Here is a 23,705-nt window from a genome sequence, read left to right as displayed (position 1 = left end):
CGCAAATTGTCTGTGGAAAACCATAGATTTCCACCGGTGGATAATTTCATCCACAGCCGCAGAATTCCCGAAAATTCGAGCCTTGACCCAAATTATCCACAGGCGTAGAAAAGATCGGGCAAAGCGCTGTCGTTGACAGCAACCCAGGTAGCCAGAACCTTTAAGGCTACGCCACACCGTGGTGGTTCTCCCAAAGTGCGATTAGCGTCCGGCGGCTCGCACGGTCACAGCGATGTGATGGATGCCTACTTCTACCAGAGTGCCACTGCGGCAACTCATCCCCCTTTATAGCTGCCCTGCAGCAACCTATCCGCTTGGCCATTTCATTGCGCCAACCTGCGCCCGTCTCTTTCTTCCGGAAAGAGACGGGCGCTCCTACCGCTGCTGCAGCCCAACTCGTACAAGGCTTTGCGGCATTCCCCCTCGTGACAATCGGCGTGACAAACACCGAAGTCACCGGCAACAGCGATGCAGATGATGGTGCTGCAGCCCACGGAATGGACCGCACCTGACTGACAGTCAGGCATGCCCCGGTCATCGCATCACTGCCTTCACCCGACTCTGGATCTCGCGGTGCTGGTCTCGTCAACCAGTGCAGCCTCCACCCGCCCACTTCCTCGGAAGTGCTCAGGAGGCCAGATCATGAGATGCCCAAGCTCCCGGTCGTAAGGAGCCGCCATTCCCGCGTTAGTGGACAACCCTCACAGGTCGCAGGGGCCTTGATCCCTGATAACACTCAACATTCTTGGCGGGATGACGTGGGGAAGGTTTCAGCGGCTTGGCTTGAAGAGGAGTTCGATCATGGGATTGGAGGGTAGGCGAGATGGCCGCAATTTTGGCTATGGCCGGCAACTGAGTTATGCCGGGCCACAGGCGCTACGTGATCTGTTTGGCGGCGGGCATTACGGGACGGTCAAAGCACACAGTGATCGGTGGCTGGCGTTTGTACGCTGGTGTCGGTCGGAGGATGGCCCGGGAATTAATGACGCACGGCAGATTGATCGGCAGACCTTGCTGGATTACGCGGAGCATCTGCGTCACCTGGTTGAGCGCAGCGATCTCGCCATCGCCACTGCGCAAAACCGATTGTCCAGCGTCAATCGGACCCTGGCAGCGCTTCGCGGTGATCAGTATGTGAAAGTATCGAGTCCGAGCAAGGCGCTAGGAATGCGGCGCACCAGTGTTCGTCATTCGGTGCCGAAAGGCCAAGACCGCGAACATGTGAAGAGGGTCGTAGAGGTGCTTTGCGCACACCAGCAGCCGCGTGCCGCGGCCATCGCTCAATTAGCGCGAGCCACCGGCATGCGCTTACGTGAGGCCATTTTGGCCGACCTTCCGCGCTTAAAACGTGAGGCCGAACAATACGGCAAGATCAACATCCAGGATGGCACCAAGGGGGGCCGCTCAGGTGCCTCGGCACCTCGCTGGATCAGGGCGGATGATCATATTCGCGAGGCGCTGAGATTCGCCGAACAGGTCTCACCCGACGGTAGCCGCAACCTACTTGCACCGAACGAAAGCTACCTCGATTTCCAACGGGGAATCGTCCGTCCTGCACGGGACATCCTCCATCAGTACAACCTCAAAGGCTTCCACGAATTGCGGGCAGCCTATGCGTGCGAACGCTATGAGCAAATCACCCACCATCCCGCCCCCATCAACGGTGGCCATTGCTATCAACTCGACCGACGTCTCGATCAGGAAGCCCGAGTACAAATCAGCTATGAGCTGGGGCACAACCGTATCGTCGTGGTGGCCGCTTACATTGGTGGTCGCGCATGAGCACGGTATTCGATATGGATCTGTTCCTGACGGGCGTCCTGACCGGGTCGCATACCACGCGCCAACGCCACCTGCATCAGGCGAAGGCCATCCAAACAGCGATCGCTGAGCGCTGGCAACGCGACAATCCATGGACTTGGCAGAGAAAACACCTTGCGTGGTTTTTGAATTACCACCTAAACCAGCACACTCAATCGACGCGCTATTACTATTTGCTGACCATGCAATTACTAACTCATCGCTTAGGAAAATCCTGGCAGTTCAACCTCTAAACGAAGGTCAGAAAACGGCCAGAAGCGGTCATTCGCTTATAGCCGGCGAAGCCTATACCTTTATCGAAACGAGGGGATTCCAGTTAACGGCGATAGCAGCTCATCTTCGTCCATAAGATGTCTTTCGATGTCAGGTAGGATCAAAACTCCTAGCGTGTAATTGAATCCACTACCCTCGATTACAAAGGCATGTTCTTCAATTTCAAGCTCTGCTGATTCTCGCGAAAGCCAGGCGTTCGCAGGAATGATACAGGACGTTCCAGTCGCTGATCGCACCGCATTGTTCAGTACTGACTGAGCGGGAGGTTCAATGGTTTCGTTCCGAGTGGCGAAGTAAGCACCAGATCGGAATGCCCGCTCGTTTGAGCAGGACCAGTCAAGGAAGCCGTCTTTGGCTGATAGGACGATAACTCTACCCGGTGCTACCTCACGCCATTTTAAGGCGGCGGCGGTGACTGAAACACCGTATCGATCTGCACAGTGGCGAAGCAAGTCCATCGAGAACGGATGCCCATCTACCTGTGCTCGGAAATCGTTGAGCGGCATCAGCAAATACGATGCGAAGGTATCGGCTTCAACCTCAATATCGCGCCCATGGGGATCCCAAGAGTGCATGTCTTGATTTGAGCAATTGAAGCGAGATTGGCGTTCGCGATGGAGCATGTAGTGCCCAAACTCGTGGGCAATGGTGAAGCGAATCCGGCCTTCCGACTCAACGTCCTCGTTAACGCCGATCATCCACCCATTACCCTTCGGACTCTTGGCTAGCATCCCCTCGAACGAAGGTAGCGGAACTGTTTTGATAGCCAGAATTGGCTGATCAGGACAGGTCTGCGACGACCACTCGAGCGCTAACGCTCTCACATCGACCGGAAAACGGTCACCCCCTAACACCTGCTCCAAAACTCGAGATATACGAATCGCTTCGCTCTTAGGGGTAATGGCCATGCTAAGTCAGCTCCACCAATCGTCGACCATTTTCCGAAGCCGCTCTTTGTCCTTATCGTCCAGGTCTTGGTATTTGCGGAAGAACTCTTTGTCCGCCTCTACTGCCAGATCTGGAGAGGAAGAGCCTAGCAACGATTCTGGCGATAGACCCAACGCCATTGCGATTTTGGTCACCTTGTCTAAGGACGGGTTTGGCTTGTCGCGATTCTCTAGCTCCCACACGTAGCTTTTGCTCGACTCGGTAAGAGCCGCCAACTGCTCCAGCGACATGCCTAAATCCCGCCTCCTAGCGTTAATTTTTTCTCCAAGGGGTGATGCCACGGGCGCCTCCTTCGTAAGTGGGTCGACCACTATACCATTATAACGAACGAATTCGTACCTGTTGACAGATACGGCTGAGCGGAGCATTGTGGCCCTGTCGTTCGGTCCCACCGAACAAAAAAGTATCTAGATGGAGAACAAGGCAATGACTACCAACCTTCCTCTCGACCCATCTCATCAGTCGAACGCAAGCCGCGCCGCCGTAGTAAAAATTAATGGCGAGCTTGTAGGTGTTCACGACTGGACCCCTACAGCTCGCCAGATTCTGGCTGCGGCTGACTTGCAGCCAGCTACAGAGTACGCACTTTTGAGCTGGCCAGAACACGGGCCGACCGAAGAGCTTGGCCTCGACGAAACCATCCCGTTACCTCGCAACGAACAGGTAGCGGAATTTCTAGCGATGCAAGCAGATGGGGTTTTCTACTTCATGCTGAACGACGAACGCTTTGCCTGGGCAGGCCCGCTCAGCGCAGAGGACGTTCGTAAGGTTGGTCGTGTGCCAGTAACGATGGAATTGTGGCTGGAACGACGCGATGAGCCTGATTTGCAACTGGAGAAGGGAGATGTTGTTGATCTCCTGGCTCCAGGGGTTGAGCGTATTTACACCCGCCGGCGCAAATGGAAACTGGATGTACACGGGGTAATCGTCGAGTCGTCTGAGTCGCAAATTATCGTTCGCGATGCTCTGATCTTGGCCGGGATCGATCCGGACCAGGGGTGGATCATTCGTCTGAAGGTGCGTGGCGAGCCCAAGCGCGAAGTCGGATTGGCGGACAGCATTGACCTGACGAAGCCTGGCATCGAGCGCCTTCAGCTCCTCTCTGACACGATCAATAACGGCGAAGTCGCGTGTTCCATGCTGCGGAATTTCGTATTGCTGGCTAAAGACGAGACCTATCTGGATGCTCGGGGGCTGGTTTGGGAAACAGTAGATGATGGCAGACGTTGGTTGCTGATCCGGGACTACCCAGTGCCGCCGGGATATCTCCAAACAAGCACCTGCCTGGCCATAGAAATTCCGCAGAACTACCCGGCCGCAGAGATCGACATGTTCTATTGCAACCCGCCGCTCACTTTGAAAAGCGGTGGCCAGATTGCGCAAACTGAACATCGTCAGGTGGTAAACGGAGACGAATTCCAGCGCTGGTCTCGCCACAGAAATCCAGGGCAGTGGTCTCCCGTGCGCGATTCTGTGATCTCCCACATGGGGCTGGTTGACGAGTCCATTGCCCGGGAGCTAGGGCAATGAGTGCTAACACGACGTTGATATTGACAGGCGCGCTGCATGCGCGCCTTCAACAACACCTTCTTCCATCTGACGGTCTGGAAGCAGCGGCAATTTTACTCTGCAAGCGTATGCAGACAGAGAAAAGGCTGAAGTTATTGTGTAAGGAGGCAGTGCTAGTTCCTTATGGCCAGTGCACTCGAGTTCATGACCATCTTGAGTGGCCTGGAAGAAGCCTTCTTGAGGCGCTCGACCTAGCGGAATCTGAAGGTCTTTCACTCGTACTAATCCATTCCCACCCAGGAGGATTCTACGATTTCTCCCTTGCGGACTCGGAATCTGATGCCTTGGTCATACCTCAGGTGTTTGCCAATCTCGAGCAAGGTGATCATTCAGATGTGGTTCATGGGAGCGCGATCATGGTGCCGGGAGGGGCCATCAAAGCCCGGACATATGATTGCAATCATCAGATGGAACCGATCAATTTGGTAGCGGTGTATGGGGACGATATCCATCTCTTCTGGAGTGATGACGACCAGCCCTTGCAGCGCCCAATGGCTTTTTCAGAACAAATGCGATCGGAGTTGGGCAGGCTTGCTGCAGCGGTAATTGGCTACTCAGGCACTGGCAGCATTGCTGCAGAACAGCTCGCGCGTATTGGCTTCGGTGGAATGGTAGTCGTTGATTTCGACGAGGTCGAAGATCGGAACCTCAATCGGATCATCAACTCCACAGTCGCTGATGCTCTTACTGGTCAGTTGAAAGTGAACGTGCTCCGTAGGGCCGTGGCTGGCTTTCGACCCGACATGCGCTTGCAATGCGTGCCGACTTCGGTCGCTACAAGGGAGGCAGTTCTTGCTGTGGCCGAGGCCGATATCCTGTTCTGTTGCGTAGACAGTGAAGAGGGGCGCTTTATCTGCGATGCAATTGGCGCCGCGTTCATGATGCCGCTCTTTGATGTGGGAGTAGTCATTCCGGTGCGCCGAGACAAAAATGGCAAACTCGCGATTCTCGATGTCCATGGTCGGGTCGACTACGTTCAGCCTGGTGGGTCGACCTTACTGGACCGCAAGGTCTATACCCCAGCGTCCCTGAGAGCGGAAGAGTTAGCTCGACGGGATCCTGCGGCCCATGCAGAACAGGTGAAGGCCGGCTATATGCCCGGCAGTCTAGAGCAAGCTCCGTCAGTGATCACCGTTAACATGCAGGCCGCAAGCATGGTTGTTCAGGAGCTGATAGCCAGGCTCTACCCATATCGCCTGGATGGAAATAGTCGCTGTGCACGAACCATGTTTAGTCTGGCCGAGAAGGAGTTCGAGTACTTTTCAGAAGCTGACTTTGCCGCCGAAAAATCGTTAACACTGGGTTCTGGCCTAAGCGAACCTCTACTGGGTCTACCCTCTCTGAGAGGCGAACAATGATCTGGCTGGCTCGGATTTGGGCTGCAGTTCGGAAGGTTGTCTCCAGATGGTTTGAAACGGAGCTCCGGACTTACCGAGTCGAAGGCGACACTCTGCCGAAATACATCCGCCCGAATCAGCTGATCCATCTGGTTGATGATGGAGAAAGCTGGTCAGCTGCATTCATGTGCCCGTGTGGCTGTGGGGATGTCCTTGAGGTAGCTCTGATCAAAGACGCAAGGCAGAGTTGGACTCTTTCTGTGGATACTGAAAATAGACCTACCCTACATCCGTCCATCTGGAGAACTACAGGATGTCGCTCTCATTTTTGGATCAGGAAGGGACATATTCATTGGTGCGGTAAAACAGGCTAGGAGAGGTGCTGCAATGGACAGCCAAAATTTCGAGAAACTAAAAGCTCACATCTTGAGTCTTTCCGTCTCAAACATTTTCGATGTGGCGCGTCGAGAGTGGAAGCTTGTGGCTGTCGAGGTGACTGAGGATTTCGATCAGTGCCCCTGTGGTCAGGACATAAAAGAACACTGCTATATCAGGAACAGCTTGAATGGCAATCAAACCTATGTCGGTAACGTCTGCATTAACCGCTTTCTCCAGATCGATACCGGCAATTTGTTTGAGGGGCTCAAGCGCATCGCGGGCGACCTCAAGGCGAATGCAAATCACGACTTGATCGAGCATGCGTGGAAGATGGGTTATCTCTACAGCGAAAAGGAATACAGCTTTCTTCTTCAAACGATGCGAAGCCGAAAGCTCTCAGCAAACCAGTTGGCATGGAAGGAGAAGATTAATCGCCGGATAGTCCAGCAGACGGTCGTTAAGAGTCGCACCCATCTAACATGAGCTCGACCTGCAAAGGGTCGATTGCTGTCCTTCGTTTGATAGGCAAAATTTTGCCCAAAGCAGACTGTCTATTGAGTAGAAATTTCTATAAATTAGTCTGGAAAACCTGAAGATATTCACCCTTGCCCTATGCGATGCAACTCGATATATCAGAAAAAACCAGGCCATGCCCTTGGCATTTAAATTGACAAGCGATGGAGTAATCATGGAAGTTAAGAGATGGGCTTGCTTAAGGGTGGACTTAAGTATCGCTGTTGAGGTTGTGGATGCAGTTGCGGCACATGTCAATAATCTTGATCGCGCACGCACCCAAGCGCTTTATTCTACCATAACAGAACTGGTAGCCAATATTACACAGCATGCTTACCCGGATAACTTTAAGCCAGTGCAAGATCTCGCTTGTGAGATTGCCATATGTGAAACCGCAAGTGGATCTCTGGTCATTACTGTATTGGACTACGGTGTAACCATTCCACAGTCAATTCTAAATGAGATATCGAAAGAGCATGACCTGACGATAAGTTCACATACTAAAACTGACGTCCAGATAATTGCCGATGCGGTTTTTTCAACTAAATCGTCGACCAAACAGTCGGGGCGAGGGCGTGGGCTTAACTCAATTTTCGACTTTGTTTCAAAGGGTTTCTTCCAATCTATAAAAATATCTAGTCGTCGCGGAACTCTATATTGCACAAACGAAAAAAATGAACTCTCTGCTGATACAACTCTGAGAGTTGGTACCTCGGTCGAGATTGTGATTTTTCCCAAAACCGTTCCAACTGAGCTCTTACAACATGGAGATATAGATATTGCCAAAGAGTTCAGTAAATATCCTGCCGGAAGATATTTAGCCGATGGCGCACACTCTGCAGAAGCATTTCTTAATGATTTCTTGTCACCAGCTTTAGAAAAATACCAAACAGTTACTGTGAGTCTAGATGGTACATATGGATATGGAGCCTCTTTTCTGGAAGAAGCATTCGCGGGATTAATAAGGCACGGACACTCCGCATCAAGCTTGAAAGGGAGACTGAATCTGATCTCAAATGAGGATTTTCATCTACCACATCAAGTTTGGACGTACATTGATGAGGCAAGTAAATAATGAGTGCATACGCCATAAGTGTTAGTTCAGCGATTATTGGCGCGGTGGTAGCAGTGATAACTAACTACTGGCGCACTAGGTACACAGTTAGATCTCAGGATTTCTCAAAAAGGATAGAAGAGCTTTGCAAATTGATTGGCGAACTTGAAGTCGCCGCATGTAAATTTTGGGCCCAAAAAAAGGAGGCCGAACCTCATGACAAACAGTATATTCTTGGTTTGCAGGCAAAACTTTCGCTGTTAACCAATTATTTAGATGGGCAGTATAGAGGCTTTAGCACTCAGATTATATCAAAGCCGCTATCTGAATTTTTCGACGGCTGCTCAGGAGGTGATTTTGATGATTGTAATTCCTCGGACCCTCAGCGTATCAGACGAATTATGGTCGACGGCGAGAAACTTAAAATAAAGCTTATGGAAACTAGAGGCGGTCTTTATTGAAAGATAAACAAATCCATTTATATACAAAGCCGTATGTAATTAGCCGCCTGCAAACTTGTTCCCAAGCAACCGACTTCTTTAGATTGGGGGGGGGGGGGGGCGCCGGTCGCCACAAGCCTGGGCCAAAGGCAGCTATTGACTAGCAATAGCGTTGATGCGCGGCCATGGTTACTGATGGCAACAGTTAATTATGGCGAAGCCGAAAAGCATGATCATCCGTATCACATGCTCGGCTTGCTAGTTTATGTAGATAAACTATCTGGCTGCATTATAAGTCTGATATATAATGCAGCCAGATGTTTGCATGCAACCTAATCAAACAATTCAAGCTGGGATTTTATTGTCAACTTAACGGCTATCAGAGAACAGTCGTCGGTGGGTTCCAATCGAATAATACGTCTGCGCAGGTTTGCCGCAAACCGGTTTGGATCTTCCAAAGTACTTTCCAAAAAGCGAGGTCTTAATTCCCAAGAATGATAAGCCCCATCTGACATTATGAACAAGCTCACACTTCCATCCTGTGCGCAAATTTCATCGTAACTCAAGAAAGCTTCTTGGAAATGGAGGTTGATTTTTTTTGATATAGCTGAAATCAGGGTGTTTTTGCCGCTGGCTTCTTTGAGCTCAGAAGGCTTATATAACCCTTCGTCTATCAGCTTTTGGTGTTGGGTATGATCTTTAGTAACCTGCAGAAGCTTGCGGTCATTTTTTAGATAAACTCGGCAGTCTCCGATATGACCAATTTTTATTCCTTTCTCTCCCGCATAGCAGAACGTCAAAGTCGTAGCTGCATCAAAGTAGCTAGGATTTTCGATGGTCAGGTTTGAAACACGAATTTTTATTTGTTCGAAAATTTTCTCGATAGCATCAGAACTTTCGAACGCTGCGGATTGCAAACTTGTCAAATATTCGATAGCAGACTCGGACGCGCTGCTTGCCCCGGCATACGACCCTACGCCATCTGCTATAGCCATCAAAAAACCACTACCTACCTTGCGTGGCGGCAAAATAGAATCTTCGTTTTTTCGCGCAGGCTCTTTGGGGAATGAGAACGCACTTGAGCTTAATAGCTTAATCATTTGCTTTCTCCGATGGCGGCAACAAATTCATTTCGCATTTCTTGCACTTCTGAATAGCGATCAGGAGGCCGCCGAGCAGTGCTCTTCTTAAATACTTCATGGATGCCTGGATTGTCTAACATATCCAAATCCTCTAAGAGAACACCTAGTGCAAAAATATCTGTTCTTTTGCTATATTCCCCTGCGATCCCTATCTCTGGCGCCATGTATTTAGCTGTGCCCATTGCTGTCGCAATTTTTGTGATAACTTCGGACTCGGAGCTTTTATCTAAGTTCTTAACTAGCCCAAAATCAGACACCTTATAGATGTCGTCCTTAAATCTAAGAATGTTAGATGGTTTTATATCGCGATGGAGATAATCCAAAGAATGCAAATATATAAGGCCATCCGCGACCATTAGAAGCACATCGATTTTTTGAGCGGCAGTTAAAATGCCTTTATCAATATCTTTCTGTAGATCTCCGGCCGCTAGATCCATAATGAACCATGGCTGATCAGACTTGAGGTCGCACAGATAAATGTGGGCTACATTGGTGTGCACACAAGAGGCTTGGTATGATACCTCTCGTGCAAAACGTCTTCGGAACTCATCCCGAAGATCAGGTTCCAGATCGTTGAGGGACTTGCGGGCGTACTCACCGCATCTATTATCGGCAATGTTGAATAGCTCAATTTTTTCAACAAATCCAAAGCCTCCTTCTCCAATTTTCTCGATTATTCTGTATTTGTAGTTTCCGTGATAGCCATCCATTCCCTGATCCACGCTTTATAAAAAATTCAACCGATTAAATTGAAACGAGATGCTGAAGATATTGTGTAGCGTCAGCTATATATGCTCATTGTGATGTCATCATGCCATAATTTGCTGTGCAGCGTGTCTACCTGAAAAGCCCACTGACAGCTCTTTTTTTCAGGAGCATGGCTAGCCTGGCTGGATCCACCATTCGCTACAAGCCTGCGGCGGTAGCCAAACGATCTGAATTGCCCCGGTTTCCTGTGTGTTTGAATGACCGCTTATGGCCGTCTGCTGCCTGTCGCCACGGCAGCTTTTGGCGGATTCCTACCTATTCTCGACGGAGGGGATGATCAACAACGTTCGAATTCGGGAGGTTTACCATTCCGTATGCGGCTCTGAATTACTTGCAGACCGACAACGTACTAACACCTTATAAATCCCCGATTCGATTCCACCGAACGCCATAACTAGCTGATTTATTTATAGTTACTAGTTGGGGTACGCCGAATTTTCCACCGAAATCCAGACGCCCGAAAATCCTGGCCTCCCCGAAACATACCGTTCGTCTGGTGCCGCACCATACAAAACAAAGCCCTCGCAGAAATGCGAGGGCTTTGTTGTTTCTGGGGTGTTCACTTTTTATCCACCCGCTGAAAAACCTGTGGGAGCGAGCTTGCTCGCGATGAGGCCGTCAAACCCACCGACAATCTTCCAACCAGGACAATCGGCAGCCTTTCCTGCACCAGCTCAACCAAACAACATTTTTTGCCAGTGATCCTCTCCCACAATGGCAATCGAAGCACCCACCTCCCAATGTCCAGGTACAAAAATGCCCCCGACAGCGACGTTGTGGGGGCTTGTCACCAGCGATCAGCCACTGGGCCTAGGCTGCTTCCACTGAAAGCGAGAGGCGGCGACCGAGTTGCTCCAAGGCGCGCTCGACGTTCTCGATCTTGGAGTGGTGCAAGAAGTCGACCAGACGATCTACTTGAGGCCTTTGTACGTCCAGGCGGCGCGCCAGCTCGGCTTTGCTCATTCCAGACTCCAGAAGCGCATTCCACAGCCCAACCTTGGCTGCAGTTAGAGCAGGCAGGCGGAGCAGGAAATGGCCTGTCTTCCCATCTGGTTTACCGTCGGGAATTGCCCGACGTTCATCGACGTAGATGGACAGTGCTGTCTCGATCGCATCAAGGGCACCGTCCAAGGCGTCTGCGAGATTATCGCCAGCGGCGTGCATTTCCGGAATTTCCGCGCACGACAGCCAGACGCAGCCCGGCTCCTCGTGAATGTCCAACGCATATTCAAACATGCCGCCTCTCCTCTACCACAACTACCGGAACAGCTACCCTCAAAATCTCATTGGAAGGCACCCTTCCGACTGTGTCCGGTCCGTACAGACTGTGTCATTCCTGCCCAACGAATTCAGGGCTATAGATCATCCATTGAAACTTTAACTCGTTGTGGAGCAGCAAGCCGTTCTCGCGCGTTACGGATCAAGGCTACATCATCGCTCATCAGGGCCGACTCAGAGGACAATTGGCCCTGGTTGGCCAAGGTTTCTCCCTCTGTCATTTGATGTTCAGAGTCGAACACGTCCTGCTGAAATTGCTCGCATTCATAATTCATTTGAAAATCTCCTCCAACCGCTTCGCGCGTCGACAGCCCGGCATTTCGACTGCGAGGCAAATTATTGCCCATCCATAAAAATACCTAAACCTCACCCGCCAGCATCGCGCCACGATTGCAGCCTCCCCAATCGCCCGCTACTCTCCAACCGTCGCTGCCAATTCAGCGACCGGGCGTAGGAAACCCGAGTAAATCAAGGCGCATCAGCTGCGCCACCCAATCCCGTAGGAAAGGACGGTTGCGGCTCTCATAGTCAAGGAGCCAGACAATGCCAAATCCGCAAGACCTCAAAACCCCAGGCCTAACCCCCTTCTGCTACCACTCCGACCGCCCGCTATTCCGCGTCAACAGCGGCATTCCCATCGGCGAAGCCCTGTCCCACGCCTCCGACCTGCTCCACGTTGCCAAGGTCCTGGCCGAGGACGCGGCGATGATCCGCAGTACGGATCGGTATGCCTGGGCGTCGTGTTATTTGCAGGATATGAGCAAGGCCGTCATCGATGATGTGGTGAAGGTGCTGGAGGCGCCGGGGAGCAATCCGGCTTAAGGGCCGCAGACGCAATGCTGCTCACGAGCGGGGCAGCGTTGGGCTTTCCTCAGTAACCACGAAATAAAGAAGGCCTGCTCCGCAGCCCAGCGGGAGCAAGCTCCCTCGCCACGGGTTCATCCTGTCCCTGGCCCAACAGCTTGCAGCGTATTCATCTAATCAACTCCCCCGCCGATAGCCTCAGATAAGAGCTTGGCCTGTCCCAAGGCTCTGCTGGCGCTCAACTACACTTGCCCAGACATCCCCGCTCCAGGAGCAGTAAGCGATGAAGATCCGCACCAAGGTCATAAGCTCGGGGTTGGTCAGTCTTTCTTTTGCGTTGCTGCTTGGCGGTATCGGGCTGTGGGGTTATCACTCCATGACCGAAGCCCTGGTGCAGAACGAGACCAGTATTTCGGCCATGCGCAAGCACATGGAGGCGGACATGATGCACGACGCCATTCGTGCCGATGTGCTGGCCGCCCTGCTGGTGAAGCCGGGAGATGCCCAGGGGTCGAAGGATGTGCTGGAGGCGTTCGACGAGCATACGCAGCGGATGCGCAAGGTCATCGCTGAAAACGCCGAGGCGAAGTTGCCGGGGGATGTTGCCAAGGCGATTGGCGAGCTCAAACCGCAGGTCGAAACCTACATCGACAAAGCCAAGCAAATCATTGGCAAGGCACTGAGTGGTGCCCAGGATGGCCTGGCGTTGCGGGCGGAGTTCGACGGGGCGTTTTCGGCGTTGGAGGAGCGCAACGAGGCGGTGAGCGAGCTGATCGAAAACCAGGCCCAGTCATCGCGTGAGCATCAGGACGGCAGCATTCAGGCCTCGGAACGCTGGCTAATCGTAACGTTGCTGGCCACCTGCGTGGCGCTGGCGCTGTTGTCGTGGAGCCTGCTCAAGGCGGTGCTGACACCGCTGAACAAGATCATCCTCAATACCCAGGCGATTTCCCAAGGGGATTTGCAGCGGTCGATGGGCGCTCAAAGCAAGGATGAGCTGGGTCAGTTGCAGGGTGTGATCGAGCAGATGCAGACCAATTTGCGGCAGATGATCGCCACGATCCGCAGCCAGAGCGATGAGTTGCACGGTACATCCCGGAACTTGGGCGATACGGCGCGGCAGATTGTGTCCAGCGCCGATCAACAGGCCCAGAGCGCCACCAGCATGGCGGCGAGCATGGAGCAGATGATGGCGAACATCAGCCAGATCCATCAGCACGCCGACAGCGCCCGGACGATTTCGGCGCAGTCCGAGCATTTGGCGAGCAGCGGTGGCCAGGTGATCCTCGGGGTGGTGGAAGGCATGAACCGGATCGCCGAGGTGGTCAACCAGTCGTCCAGCAAGATCACGGCGCTGGACGCCTCATCCGAAGACATTCATTCGATTATCCAGGTGATCAAGAGCATCGCCGAACAGACCAACTTACTGGCCCTCAACGCTGCCATCGAAGCCGCCCGCGCCGGTGAGGCGGGGCGTGGTTTTGCGGTGGTGGCCGATGAGGTGCGCAACCTCGCGGCGCGCACGACGCAGTCCACCCAGGAAATCACTGCAATGATCGAGCGCATCCAGTCCAGCGCACGAGACGCGGTGGCGAACATGCAGGCCTGCGTCAGCCGTGTGGACGAAGGCGTCAACCTGGCCCAGCAGGCCGGGGTGTCCATCAGCGAAATCCGCACCGGCGCCCGGCATGCGGCCGAAGTGGTGGAGGAAATTTCCCAGACCATCGCCGAGCAGTCCAAAGCCAGTGATGAAATGGCCCAGCGTGTGGAGTCGATTGCCGAGCAGTCCCGTGAAAACACCCGTTCCATTCACAATCTGACGCAAACGGCGGATCAATTGAACGATGCAGCGGGATCGATGCAGGCTTCGGTGCAGCAATTCAAGATTTGATCAATCGACGCTTTTGTGGCGAGGTAGCTTGCTCCCGCTGGGCTGCGCAACAGCCTCCGCTTTCAATACTCGGGAATTATTGAAAATCATGGCTGGGCAATAATTATTGCCCAGCCATAAAACACCCCAAAAACCTGACTCACACCTGACTCACCTCAAACACAAACGAAATCTCCCGCTTCTGGGCGCTCCAGACATACCGAATATGTTTACCCTGCACCGGAATCGAAACCGCCGGCGGCCGAAATGCCGCCACGCATTCGTGGCCAGGCAAACGGACGCTGTTGTACAGCAGGCCCCACGACAAGGTTTCCCGCAGTTGCCGGGCGAACACTTGGGATGGGCCGTAGGCGGTAGGGTCCGGGTCGTGGAGGTGGGGGTAGTCGTGGCGGATGTCGTGCAGGGGTTTGACGACTTTGTTGACGTAGGTGCGCATGGTCAATTCCAGGTCTGGCTCGTTGGTCGCGCCGAGGAATCGTGCCTGGTGGTAGCAGGTTTCGGCGATGGCCGCTTCCTGGCTGCTGGCGGCGTAGTAGACGCCGAAGGTGCCATCGCTGAAGCGGCTGCTTTTGCCGATGTGGGTAAACGCCGCCATCACCGGCGAGGAGCCGGGCCCGGAAACGCGGTCCTCGGGGCGGACCCGGGACAGCACGCCGGCTTGTTCCATCAGCCGATCGTTGGTCAGCGCTTCCAGGGCGTAGGCCGTGGGCAGGTCTTCAGGGTCGAGTACGTCTTCAAACAGCGAAATCGGTGGGAAGCTGCTGTTGACGATCCGATAGGCCCGTTTCCATTTCGGGTCCGCCAGTGGTGGCATCATCAGCCGCGCACTCCGTCGAGGTATCGCCGCACGTCGGCGATGTCCACCACCCGCCCGGTCAACATGTAGGACAGGGCCGACTGGCCGTTGAACGGTGCAGCGGTATTCGGGCTGCTGACCCACTGATAGGCACGGTCCCGGCTGTTGCTGAAGATGATGCTCAGGGCCTTGTGAATACCCATGAGGTAGGAAATGCGCTCCAGCGTATCGCGAGGCAGCTTCACGTTTTCCGGCAATTGCTTGTATTTGTAGAAGGTCGTGTTACCCACCTTGCCCAACAGCGTACGCTGCTGTTCGACGCTGCAGCCCCACAGCGCCATGAGGTTGAAGAAAAACTTCAACGCGACTCGACCCGCGTCCGGGGAATCCAATTGTTGCTGTGCGTTGAGGGTAATGGAGGAAGTCGCCATGGGTTTGGGCTCCTTTGTCGCGGGGTGGAGCCTAGAGGATAGTACAGATGTGGATTATTTTTAAGTTTTTATTCGCAAGTGGACTCAACAGATCCCCTATTTGAACAATTCGGCATGACTTCCCAAGTCAACAAACGTAACCAGGTCCGGGCGTGAATGCTCCCAATTATATGACGTCCCTCATTCATATCGCGTCGCCTTACCCGTTTGACAACGCGCATCTATCGAGTCGAACCATTGACGGATATCCCGTGCCTCCATCATGGCCCGGGCGGTCTTATCCGAAGGCACTCGTACCTCGAATGGAAGCCCTTGAGTCTCAACAACCTGGCGCAGGAAAAGACGCATCGCATCGCCAACACTCAATCCACAGGCGTTCAAAACCTCAGTGGCACGGGCCTCCAAGGTTTCATCAATGCGGCAACGCACGTCAGTGTTTTTTGAAAATGTTTTCATGAAAGCACCTCACCGTTAATTTGTAGCTGCATAAGCTCGCGATGTGGCTTATTTCAACCTGAGTGTCCAAGGACGAATATCAGAGCGATCAGCCATGATGTTGGGAGTGTTCCGAGACTCACGCAGGATTTTTCGCAAGACAGTCCACCTATGACCCTGCTAACTGATCCCGGCCAGCATCGACTGGGCAAAATCCCCAAATCCAGAATAAGCTCCAACCATCGCCTCCCGGCGCTTTTCGGCACAAAATCGCGACAAGCGTGAAAAGGTGCATGATGATAGCCAGCATGACCGCCTGGCCCGGCCCAGGTGCACAACAATAGCGAGCCCACTTAAGCAGAGGGCATTACCTCATGGATAGCAGAACCCTACGCAACCTCATGCGTATCGTGCAGACCGGCTCGTTGTCGGCAGCGGCCGAGCATTCGTGCCTCACGGTGCAGGCGTTGGCGGCGCAGTTGAACAAGGTCGAGGAACAGTTCGGTTTCCGGTTGTTCCGGCGCTCGAACAAGGGCCTGACGTTGACGAGCCAGGGCTCGGAGCTGACCCCCTTCATGGATCAGGTGCTGATTGCCACCCGACAGTTGGAAGAAAAAGTCGCGGCGCTCAAGACGCCGCGACAGCGCACGCTCAAAGTGGCGCTCAATACCACCCTGCCGGCGGAGTTCAACCGGCGAATGATCGAACGGCTGATCGCCGTATTTCCCCAGTATCAGCTGGAGTTCAGCTACGCCGAATCGATGGAGAACCTGAGCAAGCTCAGGAATGAAGATTTTGACCTGGCAATCCTCATCGGACAGCAACAGGGTGGTTTTACCAGCATCACCATGCCGGATGTGCAGGTGCGGGTGGTCGGTGCCCATTGTGGCGATAAAGACGATTCCCTTGGCCTGCTCGGTGACAAGTTTCAGGTGCGCCCGGCAGAAGAATGTCCGTATTCCCACAGTTTCCTGCGCTTTCTCGACGCTGGCCTGGGTGAATACGGGTCGAGCCAGCGCATGGTGTATTCCTGCAGCGAGACGCTGACGTTGTCGTTGATCACGCAGCTCGATGGTTTGGGGCTGGTGTCCCGGGAGGCGGCGCTGCGCAACGGCCTGGCGATTTTCCCGGACTTCGAGGATTTCCTTGAGGTCCGCCTGGCGGTGAACAACCCGGAGTTGTCTGGCCAGGCGCTGCACGATGTGGTGGACCTGACGCTACAGGAACGAACCGAGCGCGATGTACGCCGCCGTGCCCACCGCCACACTGAGAAACAGGTTGCGGCTGAAATACGCACATAACAGCGTCGGGATCGCGGCATAAAACTCAGGGCGATCGAGTTGTATCTGCTGGTCCTTGATCAACAACGGGGTCAGGCTGATGGCAGCGACGATCGCCACAGGCAGGTATTCCAGGGCACGGGCGACGAAGGGCGGCCAGTGGTCGGTATTGATCTGCAACGGCAGGGCGCGCGGCAGGAAGGTCACGGCCATCATCAGGACCACGACCAGGATCAAGAACGTTTGGTCAGGCATACGCCCACCCCGCAGCCAACGAACGTGGCAATGAAGACATTGAACGGCGAACTGCCCAGCAGGCTCAGCCCGCCCATGCAGACGACAGCCGCCAGGGCCGCGATCAGTTTGTTGCGGGTGTCGCACAACGAAACCAGCACATAAAGCATCATCGCCGTCAGCGCATAGTCGAGCTGGTATTTGATGAGGTGCGCCGCATATTGCGCGCATACGGCGCCCAGCAAGCCACCGAGCACCCAGGAGGTGTGGCAGAACAGGTTGAAGCCGACCAGATAGCGCACGCTCACCGGCGCCCCGCTGCCGAGCTTGACGCTGTGGAACGCGAATGACTCGTCCGTCAGCCCCGCCGCGTAGCACCAGCGCTCGAAACGACTGAGCCCCAGCGCACGCAGGGCCTTGGCCATGTAGACCGACATCAGCATGTGCCGGGCATTGATCAGGAACGTGGTGAGCACGATGGTGGTCAGCGAGGCACCGCTGGAAATCAACGCCAGCGCCGCGAATTGCGAAGCGCCCGCGTAGACGAACAGGCACATCGCTACCGGCAACCACAAGGGCAGCCCGGCATTGACCGCCATCAGACCGAACACAAACGAAACCGTGAAATAACCCGCTACCACCGGACTGGCTTCAGCAAAGGTACGCGAGGCTTGTGGTTCGACCGCCAGCGGCTGGCTGGAAGTCTTGTTCATAAATCCCTCTCGAAGGTGATTTCACCCCGGGGCTCACAGAACCCCTGGGCGGCCCAGAAACGCTTGCCAGCCAGATTAGCATCGTCGACGAAAAGGAACATGCGCAGCACGCCTACCCGTTTCATGTCAGCCGATGCGGCCTCAACCAGCCGCTGGCCCAGGCCCTTGGTGCGATGCTGCGGGCTGACCGCCAAGTGATTGATCGTGCCACGGGTACCGAGCATGCCGCCGATCACCGCGCCGACCACTTCACCGCTCGCATCGATGGCCAGGTACGCGGTGGTGGTGTCCTGCAACAACACACCGCGCAAGAATCGGGCATCCTGCCATTCGCAGAACGACACTTCGTCGAACCCACGAAGGAACCGCTCCAGCCGCTCGGCGTCCCGGACCATGGCCCGGCGCAACAGGACCTGCTGCGTCGGGTCGTCCATGGGTTCGAGCCGTTCAGCGAACAATGTCGAAAGCGGTCCCGGGCCGCGAAAAGGAAATGGCCAGGATCTGCCGGTACGCCATGTCGTGGCTATGGGTGTTGCGCGCCGGGGTCACGTAATGGCGCATGTCGCGATCCAGGAAAAACGTGGTGTCGAGGATGTCCTCGTAGGTCGTCGCCGCCAGCTGTTCTTCCTGGGCGGTGTACAAGCGACTCTCCGCACCCGCCACATTCTGACGGCCCCAGAAGTGCACGCCGCTGAACGGATAGCCGTCGCAGTGAATCCCTTCGGGGGTGATTTCCAGCTGTTTACCCGGCTTGATCTCGATGCGGATCTGATGGATCTGGCACTGCCAGATTTCATCGTGCAGTTCCTGCGGCAAGACGTTCTTGTAGACCTCGAAGTCCGTGTCGATCAGGCTGCGCATCACCGGCGAGTTGATCACCTCGTTGGAGAAGTCCTGGAAGTGCCGCTCCAGCCCGCCGACGTAACTGTTGTTGGCCTTGGATTGAACATAGGCCCGGTGTTCGAGCTGCTTGAGCTCGCGGGTCGTAGGGTTGTATTCGAAGTCGCTGTAGCGGCGAAAACGCATGCCTGACTCGGCCTGGCCGTAATAACTGTCGGGCTCCATGTTTTCCCAGCTTTTGGTCAGCCGGACAAAATCGCCGAAATGACCGTAGAGGTTGAAGTCTCCACCGCGAACGTTGACGTATTTGTCACGTCTCAGCGCTTCGCCCACTTCCCTGTTCAGAACGATCATTTTTCATAGGTCTCCACTGCATTGAGCGGCCTAATCTAGTAGGTGCAGGATTTACGTCCATGAGAAAGTATTTGAGGCATTTCAAGCGGCGCTTGAAACGGTGGGCAACATTACATGAATACGACTTTTTCTCGGGAAAACAAGCAGTTTCAGCGGCTTTTCTTGGGCTAGAAGCCAAAAGAACCCGAGCTTGGCGTCGCAATGCTGTTCACTTCAGGCAGGCATGAATCAACCGTGGCGAGGGAGCTTGCTCCCTCGCCACGGTTTTATCGGCTTACAACCTGATCAGGCATCAGAAGACGCTGATCGGGTAATCCACGAACACCCGCAGCTCATTGCCGCTGACGTTGTACTCGCTGGACTTCTGCGACACCCGCAACACAGAACTGCGCAACCTGACGCTCAAGTCCTTGGCCGGGCCGCTCTGGACCACGTACTTGAACTGGTTGAAGATCTCGCGCTCGGTACCGCCTTCGCTGGTGGACGTGGTGATGTTATCGCCACGCACATAAGCGACGTTATAGGTCAGGCCCGGTACACCGAAGGTGGTGAAGTCCAGGCCGTAGCCCAACTGCCAGCTGCGCTCATCTTCAGCGTTGAAGTCGGACCAGTAGGAGTTGGCCAGGTAGATCGTGTTACCGCCATCACCCACTCGGTTCTGCCCGCGCTGATAACCGCCATACGCATAACCCAGGTTGCTGTCGCCGGTGCTGCGCTGGTGGGCGAGCGTGAAGCTGTGCGGACCGGTGGCGAAAGTGGCGGCCAGGCTCCAGATCTTGTTGTCGTCGCCGGTGACGTTGTTTTCGCGAACGTAGCTGTCGTCCAGCTTGGTGCGATAACCATTGAAGTCCAGGGTCAGGGACTGATCCTTGGCCAGCGGGAACACGTAGTTGGCGTTCACGTATTGCTTCTTCAATACGTCTTCGACATCCGAAGCGTAGAGCGAAGCCTTGAATTGCTCGGTGAATTGATAGCTGCCGCCCAATACATTGATCGACTTCAGGCCACCGCTGTCACGACCTTCGGCGCTCTTGCGCGATTCGGCGGTGAAACGGCCGGCATTCAGTTCCAGGCCCTTGATCTCCTTGGAGGTGACCAGCGTGCCGGTGTAGCTTTCCGGCAGCAGGCGCGAGTTGTCATAGCTCAGCACCGGCAGGGCCGGCATCTGGTCGCCGTAGGCCAGTACGGTATTGGAGACGCGGAATTTGACTGCTGCACCGAACTTGGACAAGTCATCGGCCGCGCTGCCGCTGTCACCTTGCTTGAAGAAATCGATGCCTTGCGCACCGCTACGGCCCTTGCCGCCGTCCAGACGCAACGCGTACAGGCCGAAGGCATCGACACCCACGCCCACCGTGCCTTGGGTGAAACCGGACGAGAACGTACCGATGGCCGCCTGGCCCCATTCGGCCTTGTCCTCGTTGCCGTCTTTGTAGTCGCGGTTGATATAAGCGTTGCGCAACAGCACTTTCAAGCTGCTGTCTTCAACGAACCCCTTGGACTCTGCCTGGTCGTTGGCCATGGCGTGTGTCGTGCTCAAGATCCCCAGTGCGATCAAACTAATGCGCTTGTTCAACATGATTATTTTCCTTATACGGGTTGATACGCACCGCGGCGAGCAGCCGAAATGGCGCTTTTGCGCTCTTTTTCGGACTCTTGCTCCTGAAAATAATGAAAAGGCCCGCCCACGTCTGATCGTGTCGGGCCCTTTTATTATTTAAGAGTCATGGCTGTTAGCCACAGGCGTAGGACGAATCCTAGTCGCGCCCTTAACCGTGTGTCAATTTCGTGAATCGTCTGTAATTAGGCAAAAAACGTCTAAGAACAGATCAAATCGAACAGCCATCCAGGCCGCAAGCCATGGAGGGCGCAGAGGCCTGCTCCGGAACGGCTTGCTTCAACCATCGGGCAAATACTTCAGGCTTGCCGAACCAGGGACCGATGTCGATCAGCGTGAACTGGCCGTCCTGCTCCAAGGCGAAGGTTGGAAAGCCCTGGCCACCGACTTGGTGCAGCAAGGCGCGACTGGCCTCGATATGCCTTTGCACAGCAGCCGCGCGCAACGCCGCCAAGAACGCCTGGGCCGGCAGGCCGATGGACTGAGCGAGCTCCAGCAGGACGGCTTCGTCCGCGATGCGCCGGCCCTCGACGTAGTGGGCGGTTTGCAGCCGTCCGAGCAGTTCCAGGCCGCGGCCGCCGAGCTGTTCAGCCGCAAGGATGGCAGCGGTCGGCGGCGCCGAATCGAACATCGCGCTATGGTCGCGCAGCAACCCGTCGAAATAGGCCTCGCCAAAGGGCTGCCCGGAATATTCAGCGATGCGCCGGTCGTGGGGCATCACGTAATTGCGCAATTGTGGCGAGACCTGCTGGCGATTGGCATCGGTCATCATGCCGCCGCCATGCAGGATCACCGGCAATACGGCCTGGGCCGCCTGCACCAGCGGTTTGGCACCGTAGCACCAGCCACACAGCGGGTCGTAGAGGTAATGAAGGGTGGTCATGGAAACTCCGCTAGCCATGAAAATTCAATGACCGCAGGGTAGCCTCGACAGCGCTACGGAAAAACGCCGGAATGGTTTTCAGTGTGTTTCGTGGATCGGTCGAATGTCCCGCTAAACCCCACCCCACTGTGGGAGCGAGCTTGCTCGCGATGGCAGTGTGTCAGTCAACATCTGTGTTATTGACCCACCGCGATCGCGAGCAAGCTCGCTCCCACAGGGGTTTGTGCGAATTGAAAGCCAGCGGACACAAAAAAAGCGCTGCCATTCCGGCCAGCGCTTTTTATCAATCCGTCGAATTCTATCCTTGCATCACATCCCACAACGCTTCCAACTCCGCCTCGCTGAACAGGCCAACGGGGTAGCGCTCAACGATCATCCGGCGCGGATCAGGTTCTCTGATCTGACGCGTTCCGTTGGACTTCAACCACTGCGCCAAAGCTTGAAGCGACTCACCATTAACGGCCAAGGGATGGCATGTGCGCTCGCTTGTCATATTCATTCCAGCGCCCTCTCCTGGTTGATGAGCGGCTAATTTATCCAAGGTTTATGACAAAACAACTCAGCTCCCTTCCCCGGAACTGCCGCTGGACCGATACAAGAGCTATGCCAATGTATCCACGGCGACCTACGGCTGACACAAAAAAACCCACAGCCCAATTGGACCGCGGGTTTTACCAGGATGGATCCAAAATGGCCGACTAGAGCCGGCGCAGGCGATATCACCAGGCTGTTACATCGCCACTCATTTTGCGCGCGGCGCGGGTTGCTGTTGGGTAAGGCAATGGATGTTGCCGCCGCCCAGTAACAGTTCGCGGCCCGGCACCATGACCACTTCGTGCTGCGGGAACAGCGCCTGCAGGATGTCCCTGGCCGGAACATCCAGCGGATCGTCAAAACTCGGCGCGATGATGCCGCCGTTGACGATCAGGAAATTTACATAGGAACCGGCCAGTCGCACGCTAGGATTGCGTTCCTGGGATCCCTCCACCGCATCCACGCCTGCACATTCTTCTTCGGTGGCATACAGCGGCCCCGGAATCGGCATTTTATGCACTGTGAACGAGCGCCCCTTGGCGTCAGTGCTGTTTTGCAGCACATCCATCGCCGCATGGCAGCGAGTGTAGTTGGGGTTTTGCGGGTCGTCGGTCCAGGCAAGCAAGACTTCGCCGGGACGCACGTAGCAACAGAAGTTATCCACATGGCCGTCGGTTTCGTCATTGAACAGACCGTCCGGCAGCCAGATGATTTTGTCCACCGCCAATTGCGCGCTGAGCACCGCCTCGATCTCCTCGCGGCTCATGTGCGGGTTGCGATTACGGTTGAGCAGGCACTCCTCGGTGGTGATCAGGGTGCCTTCGCCATCGACATGGATCGACCCACCCTCAAGCACGAAACCTTCGGTGCGATAACGCGGGCTGCGTTCGATCTCGAGGATCTTGCCGGCCACCTGCGAATCACGGTTCCACGGTGCGTACAGGCCGCCGTCAAAACCGCCCCAGGCGTTGAAATCCCAGTCGACGCCGCGCACTTCACCGCTGTCATTGATCACGAACGTAGGACCGGTATCGCGGACCCAGGCGTCATCGCTGGACATTTCCACCAGGCGGATATTCGGCACATCGAGGCGCGCCCGGGCATTTTCGTATTGGGCCGCAGACACCGCCACGGTCACCGGTTCGAAACGGGCGATGGCCTTGGCGACCGCCACGTGGGCAGCCTGCGCGGGCTTGCCGCCCAGGCGCCAGTTGTCCGGGCGCTCGGGCCAGATCATCCAGACCTGGGTCTGGGTCGCCCACTCGGCTGGCATGTGGAAACCATCCGCGCGCGGAGTGCTGTGCAACGTTGTCATGGGTCATCTCCTGGGCGATGGGCAGTGGCAACTTTATAAACGATAAATATCGACTA

The 23,705-nt window shown here is 55.0% G+C and carries 28 protein-coding genes; 11 read left to right on the top strand and 17 right to left on the bottom strand.

Annotated elements, in window-relative coordinates; genetic code table 11:
- Window positions 1-801 precede the first annotated feature (801 nt).
- Both AD659_RS00865 and AD659_RS00860 read left to right on the top strand, forming a co-directional pair.
- Entirely contained in the window at window positions 802-1,782 is a 981-nt protein-coding gene (locus AD659_RS00865; RefSeq protein WP_053117459.1) for an integrase domain-containing protein, read from the top strand.
- Complete coding sequence (locus tag AD659_RS00860) at window positions 1,779-2,054, top strand: hypothetical protein (RefSeq protein ID WP_053117456.1); 276 nt, start codon at window positions 1,779-1,781, stop codon at window positions 2,052-2,054. Before AD659_RS00865 ends, AD659_RS00860 begins: the two co-directional genes overlap by 4 nt.
- Window positions 2,055-2,114: 60 nt before the next feature.
- Here AD659_RS00860 and AD659_RS00855 read toward each other — a convergent pair whose 3' ends face one another.
- Together AD659_RS00855 and AD659_RS00850 are read right to left on the bottom strand one after the other, a co-directional pair.
- Window positions 2,115-3,002: an ImmA/IrrE family metallo-endopeptidase gene (locus AD659_RS00855; RefSeq protein ID WP_053117453.1), complete on the bottom strand. Its 888-nt coding sequence runs from the start codon at window positions 3,000-3,002 to the stop codon at window positions 2,115-2,117.
- Window positions 3,003-3,008: 6 nt separating this feature from the next.
- On the bottom strand, window positions 3,009-3,323 hold the full coding sequence (locus tag AD659_RS00850) for a helix-turn-helix domain-containing protein (protein WP_053117449.1): 315 nt from the start codon (window positions 3,321-3,323) through the stop codon (window positions 3,009-3,011).
- A 145-nt stretch (window positions 3,324-3,468) separates the two neighbouring features.
- Here AD659_RS00850 and AD659_RS00845 point away from each other — a divergent pair, with 145 nt between their 5' ends.
- The 6 genes from AD659_RS00845 to AD659_RS28875 all read left to right on the top strand — a co-directional run bounded on the left by AD659_RS00845 (window position 3,469) and on the right by AD659_RS28875 (window position 8,354).
- Window positions 3,469-4,572 (top strand): multiubiquitin domain-containing protein, encoded by a 1,104-nt coding sequence (locus AD659_RS00845; RefSeq protein WP_053117446.1) that lies wholly within the window; start codon window positions 3,469-3,471, stop codon window positions 4,570-4,572.
- Window positions 4,569-5,969: a ThiF family adenylyltransferase gene (locus AD659_RS00840; RefSeq protein ID WP_053117443.1), complete on the top strand. Its 1,401-nt coding sequence runs from the start codon at window positions 4,569-4,571 to the stop codon at window positions 5,967-5,969. Before AD659_RS00845 ends, AD659_RS00840 begins: the two co-directional genes overlap by 4 nt.
- The gene (locus AD659_RS30410; RefSeq protein WP_408003289.1) at window positions 5,966-6,322 is read left to right on the top strand and encodes a ubiquitination-like system serine protease family protein; all 357 of its coding nucleotides are present in this window, start codon (window positions 5,966-5,968) and stop codon (window positions 6,320-6,322) included. Before AD659_RS00840 ends, AD659_RS30410 begins: the two co-directional genes overlap by 4 nt.
- 13 nt (window positions 6,323-6,335) lie before the next feature.
- Window positions 6,336-6,809 (top strand): hypothetical protein, encoded by a 474-nt coding sequence (locus tag AD659_RS00835; RefSeq protein WP_053117441.1) that lies wholly within the window; start codon window positions 6,336-6,338, stop codon window positions 6,807-6,809.
- A gap of 205 nt (window positions 6,810-7,014) precedes the next feature.
- Window positions 7,015-7,914: an STAS-like domain-containing protein gene (locus tag AD659_RS28880; RefSeq protein WP_162277308.1), complete on the top strand. Its 900-nt coding sequence runs from the start codon at window positions 7,015-7,017 to the stop codon at window positions 7,912-7,914.
- Window positions 7,914-8,354: a hypothetical protein gene (locus AD659_RS28875; protein WP_082343492.1), complete on the top strand. Its 441-nt coding sequence runs from the start codon at window positions 7,914-7,916 to the stop codon at window positions 8,352-8,354. The genes AD659_RS28880 and AD659_RS28875 overlap by 1 nt, the downstream gene beginning before the upstream one ends.
- 311 nt (window positions 8,355-8,665) lie before the next feature.
- Here the strand turns inward: AD659_RS28875 and AD659_RS00830 are convergent, their stop codons facing one another.
- The 4 genes from AD659_RS00830 to AD659_RS00815 form a co-directional block, all read right to left on the bottom strand.
- On the bottom strand, window positions 8,666-9,433 hold the full coding sequence (locus AD659_RS00830; RefSeq protein WP_053117438.1) for a PP2C family protein-serine/threonine phosphatase: 768 nt from the start codon (window positions 9,431-9,433) through the stop codon (window positions 8,666-8,668).
- On the bottom strand, window positions 9,430-10,185 hold the full coding sequence (locus AD659_RS00825) for a serine/threonine-protein kinase (protein ID WP_053117435.1): 756 nt from the start codon (window positions 10,183-10,185) through the stop codon (window positions 9,430-9,432). The genes AD659_RS00830 and AD659_RS00825 overlap by 4 nt, the downstream gene beginning before the upstream one ends.
- 868 nt (window positions 10,186-11,053) lie before the next feature.
- The gene (locus tag AD659_RS00820; protein WP_053117432.1) at window positions 11,054-11,479 is read right to left on the bottom strand and encodes a type II toxin-antitoxin system HicB family antitoxin; all 426 of its coding nucleotides are present in this window, start codon (window positions 11,477-11,479) and stop codon (window positions 11,054-11,056) included.
- A 119-nt stretch (window positions 11,480-11,598) separates the two neighbouring features.
- On the bottom strand, window positions 11,599-11,868 hold the full coding sequence (locus tag AD659_RS00815) for a hypothetical protein (protein WP_153043928.1): 270 nt from the start codon (window positions 11,866-11,868) through the stop codon (window positions 11,599-11,601).
- A gap of 196 nt (window positions 11,869-12,064) precedes the next feature.
- Between AD659_RS00815 and AD659_RS00810 the strand changes: the two genes are divergently transcribed.
- Both AD659_RS00810 and AD659_RS00805 read left to right on the top strand, forming a co-directional pair.
- Window positions 12,065-12,343 (top strand): DUF3077 domain-containing protein, encoded by a 279-nt coding sequence (locus tag AD659_RS00810; protein ID WP_024619250.1) that lies wholly within the window; start codon window positions 12,065-12,067, stop codon window positions 12,341-12,343.
- A 265-nt stretch (window positions 12,344-12,608) separates the two neighbouring features.
- Entirely contained in the window at window positions 12,609-14,216 is a 1,608-nt protein-coding gene (locus AD659_RS00805; RefSeq protein WP_053117426.1) for a methyl-accepting chemotaxis protein, read from the top strand.
- 139 nt (window positions 14,217-14,355) lie between these two features.
- On the opposite strand, the gene AD659_RS00800 is transcribed toward AD659_RS00805, so the two are convergent.
- The 3 genes from AD659_RS00800 to AD659_RS28870 form a co-directional block, all read right to left on the bottom strand.
- Complete coding sequence (locus AD659_RS00800) at window positions 14,356-15,033, bottom strand: RES family NAD+ phosphorylase (RefSeq protein WP_053117423.1); 678 nt, start codon at window positions 15,031-15,033, stop codon at window positions 14,356-14,358.
- A complete protein-coding gene (locus tag AD659_RS00795) occupies window positions 15,033-15,443 on the bottom strand; it encodes an MbcA/ParS/Xre antitoxin family protein (protein ID WP_003196771.1) in 411 nt (136 codons plus the stop codon). The genes AD659_RS00800 and AD659_RS00795 overlap by 1 nt, the downstream gene beginning before the upstream one ends.
- Before the next feature lie 180 nt (window positions 15,444-15,623).
- Window positions 15,624-15,899, bottom strand: coding sequence for a type II toxin-antitoxin system RelB/DinJ family antitoxin (locus tag AD659_RS28870; RefSeq protein ID WP_082343491.1), 276 nt, complete (start codon window positions 15,897-15,899; stop codon window positions 15,624-15,626).
- A 353-nt stretch (window positions 15,900-16,252) separates the two neighbouring features.
- Between AD659_RS28870 and AD659_RS00790 the strand changes: the two genes are divergently transcribed.
- A complete protein-coding gene (locus AD659_RS00790) occupies window positions 16,253-17,179 on the top strand; it encodes a LysR family transcriptional regulator (RefSeq protein WP_053117419.1) in 927 nt (308 codons plus the stop codon).
- Here the strand turns inward: AD659_RS00790 and AD659_RS00785 are convergent.
- The 8 genes from AD659_RS00785 to aguA form a co-directional block, all read right to left on the bottom strand.
- Complete coding sequence (locus AD659_RS00785) at window positions 17,096-17,413, bottom strand: AzlD domain-containing protein (RefSeq protein WP_053117414.1); 318 nt, start codon at window positions 17,411-17,413, stop codon at window positions 17,096-17,098. The genes AD659_RS00790 and AD659_RS00785 overlap by 84 nt on opposite strands.
- The gene (locus AD659_RS00780) at window positions 17,392-18,105 is read right to left on the bottom strand and encodes an AzlC family ABC transporter permease (RefSeq protein ID WP_053117411.1); all 714 of its coding nucleotides are present in this window, start codon (window positions 18,103-18,105) and stop codon (window positions 17,392-17,394) included. The genes AD659_RS00785 and AD659_RS00780 overlap by 22 nt, the downstream gene beginning before the upstream one ends.
- Window positions 18,102-18,539: a GNAT family N-acetyltransferase gene (locus AD659_RS00775; protein ID WP_172681699.1), complete on the bottom strand. Its 438-nt coding sequence runs from the start codon at window positions 18,537-18,539 to the stop codon at window positions 18,102-18,104. The genes AD659_RS00780 and AD659_RS00775 overlap by 4 nt, the downstream gene beginning before the upstream one ends.
- 13 nt (window positions 18,540-18,552) lie before the next feature.
- Complete coding sequence (locus tag AD659_RS00770; RefSeq protein WP_053117408.1) at window positions 18,553-19,299, bottom strand: 2OG-Fe dioxygenase family protein; 747 nt, start codon at window positions 19,297-19,299, stop codon at window positions 18,553-18,555.
- Window positions 19,300-19,591: 292 nt separating this feature from the next.
- Window positions 19,592-20,878, bottom strand: coding sequence for an OprD family porin (locus AD659_RS00765; RefSeq protein ID WP_053117404.1), 1,287 nt, complete (start codon window positions 20,876-20,878; stop codon window positions 19,592-19,594).
- A gap of 250 nt (window positions 20,879-21,128) precedes the next feature.
- Window positions 21,129-21,800 (bottom strand): DsbA family protein, encoded by a 672-nt coding sequence (locus AD659_RS00760; RefSeq protein WP_053117401.1) that lies wholly within the window; start codon window positions 21,798-21,800, stop codon window positions 21,129-21,131.
- A gap of 298 nt (window positions 21,801-22,098) precedes the next feature.
- On the bottom strand, window positions 22,099-22,299 hold the full coding sequence (locus AD659_RS00755) for a hypothetical protein (RefSeq protein WP_003196752.1): 201 nt from the start codon (window positions 22,297-22,299) through the stop codon (window positions 22,099-22,101).
- Window positions 22,300-22,542: 243 nt separating this feature from the next.
- Window positions 22,543-23,649, bottom strand: a complete 1,107-nt coding sequence (gene aguA / locus AD659_RS00750) for an agmatine deiminase (protein ID WP_053117399.1) — start codon at window positions 23,647-23,649, stop codon at window positions 22,543-22,545.
- Between the last annotated feature and the right edge of the window lie 56 nt (window positions 23,650-23,705).

Origin of the sequence: Pseudomonas thivervalensis (genome assembly GCF_001269655.1) — a bacterium.
Lineage (GTDB): Bacteria > Pseudomonadota > Gammaproteobacteria > Pseudomonadales > Pseudomonadaceae > Aquipseudomonas > Aquipseudomonas thivervalensis.
Note: the sequence above shows the minus strand (reverse complement) of the source record. Positions and strands in the feature narration are given on the sequence as shown.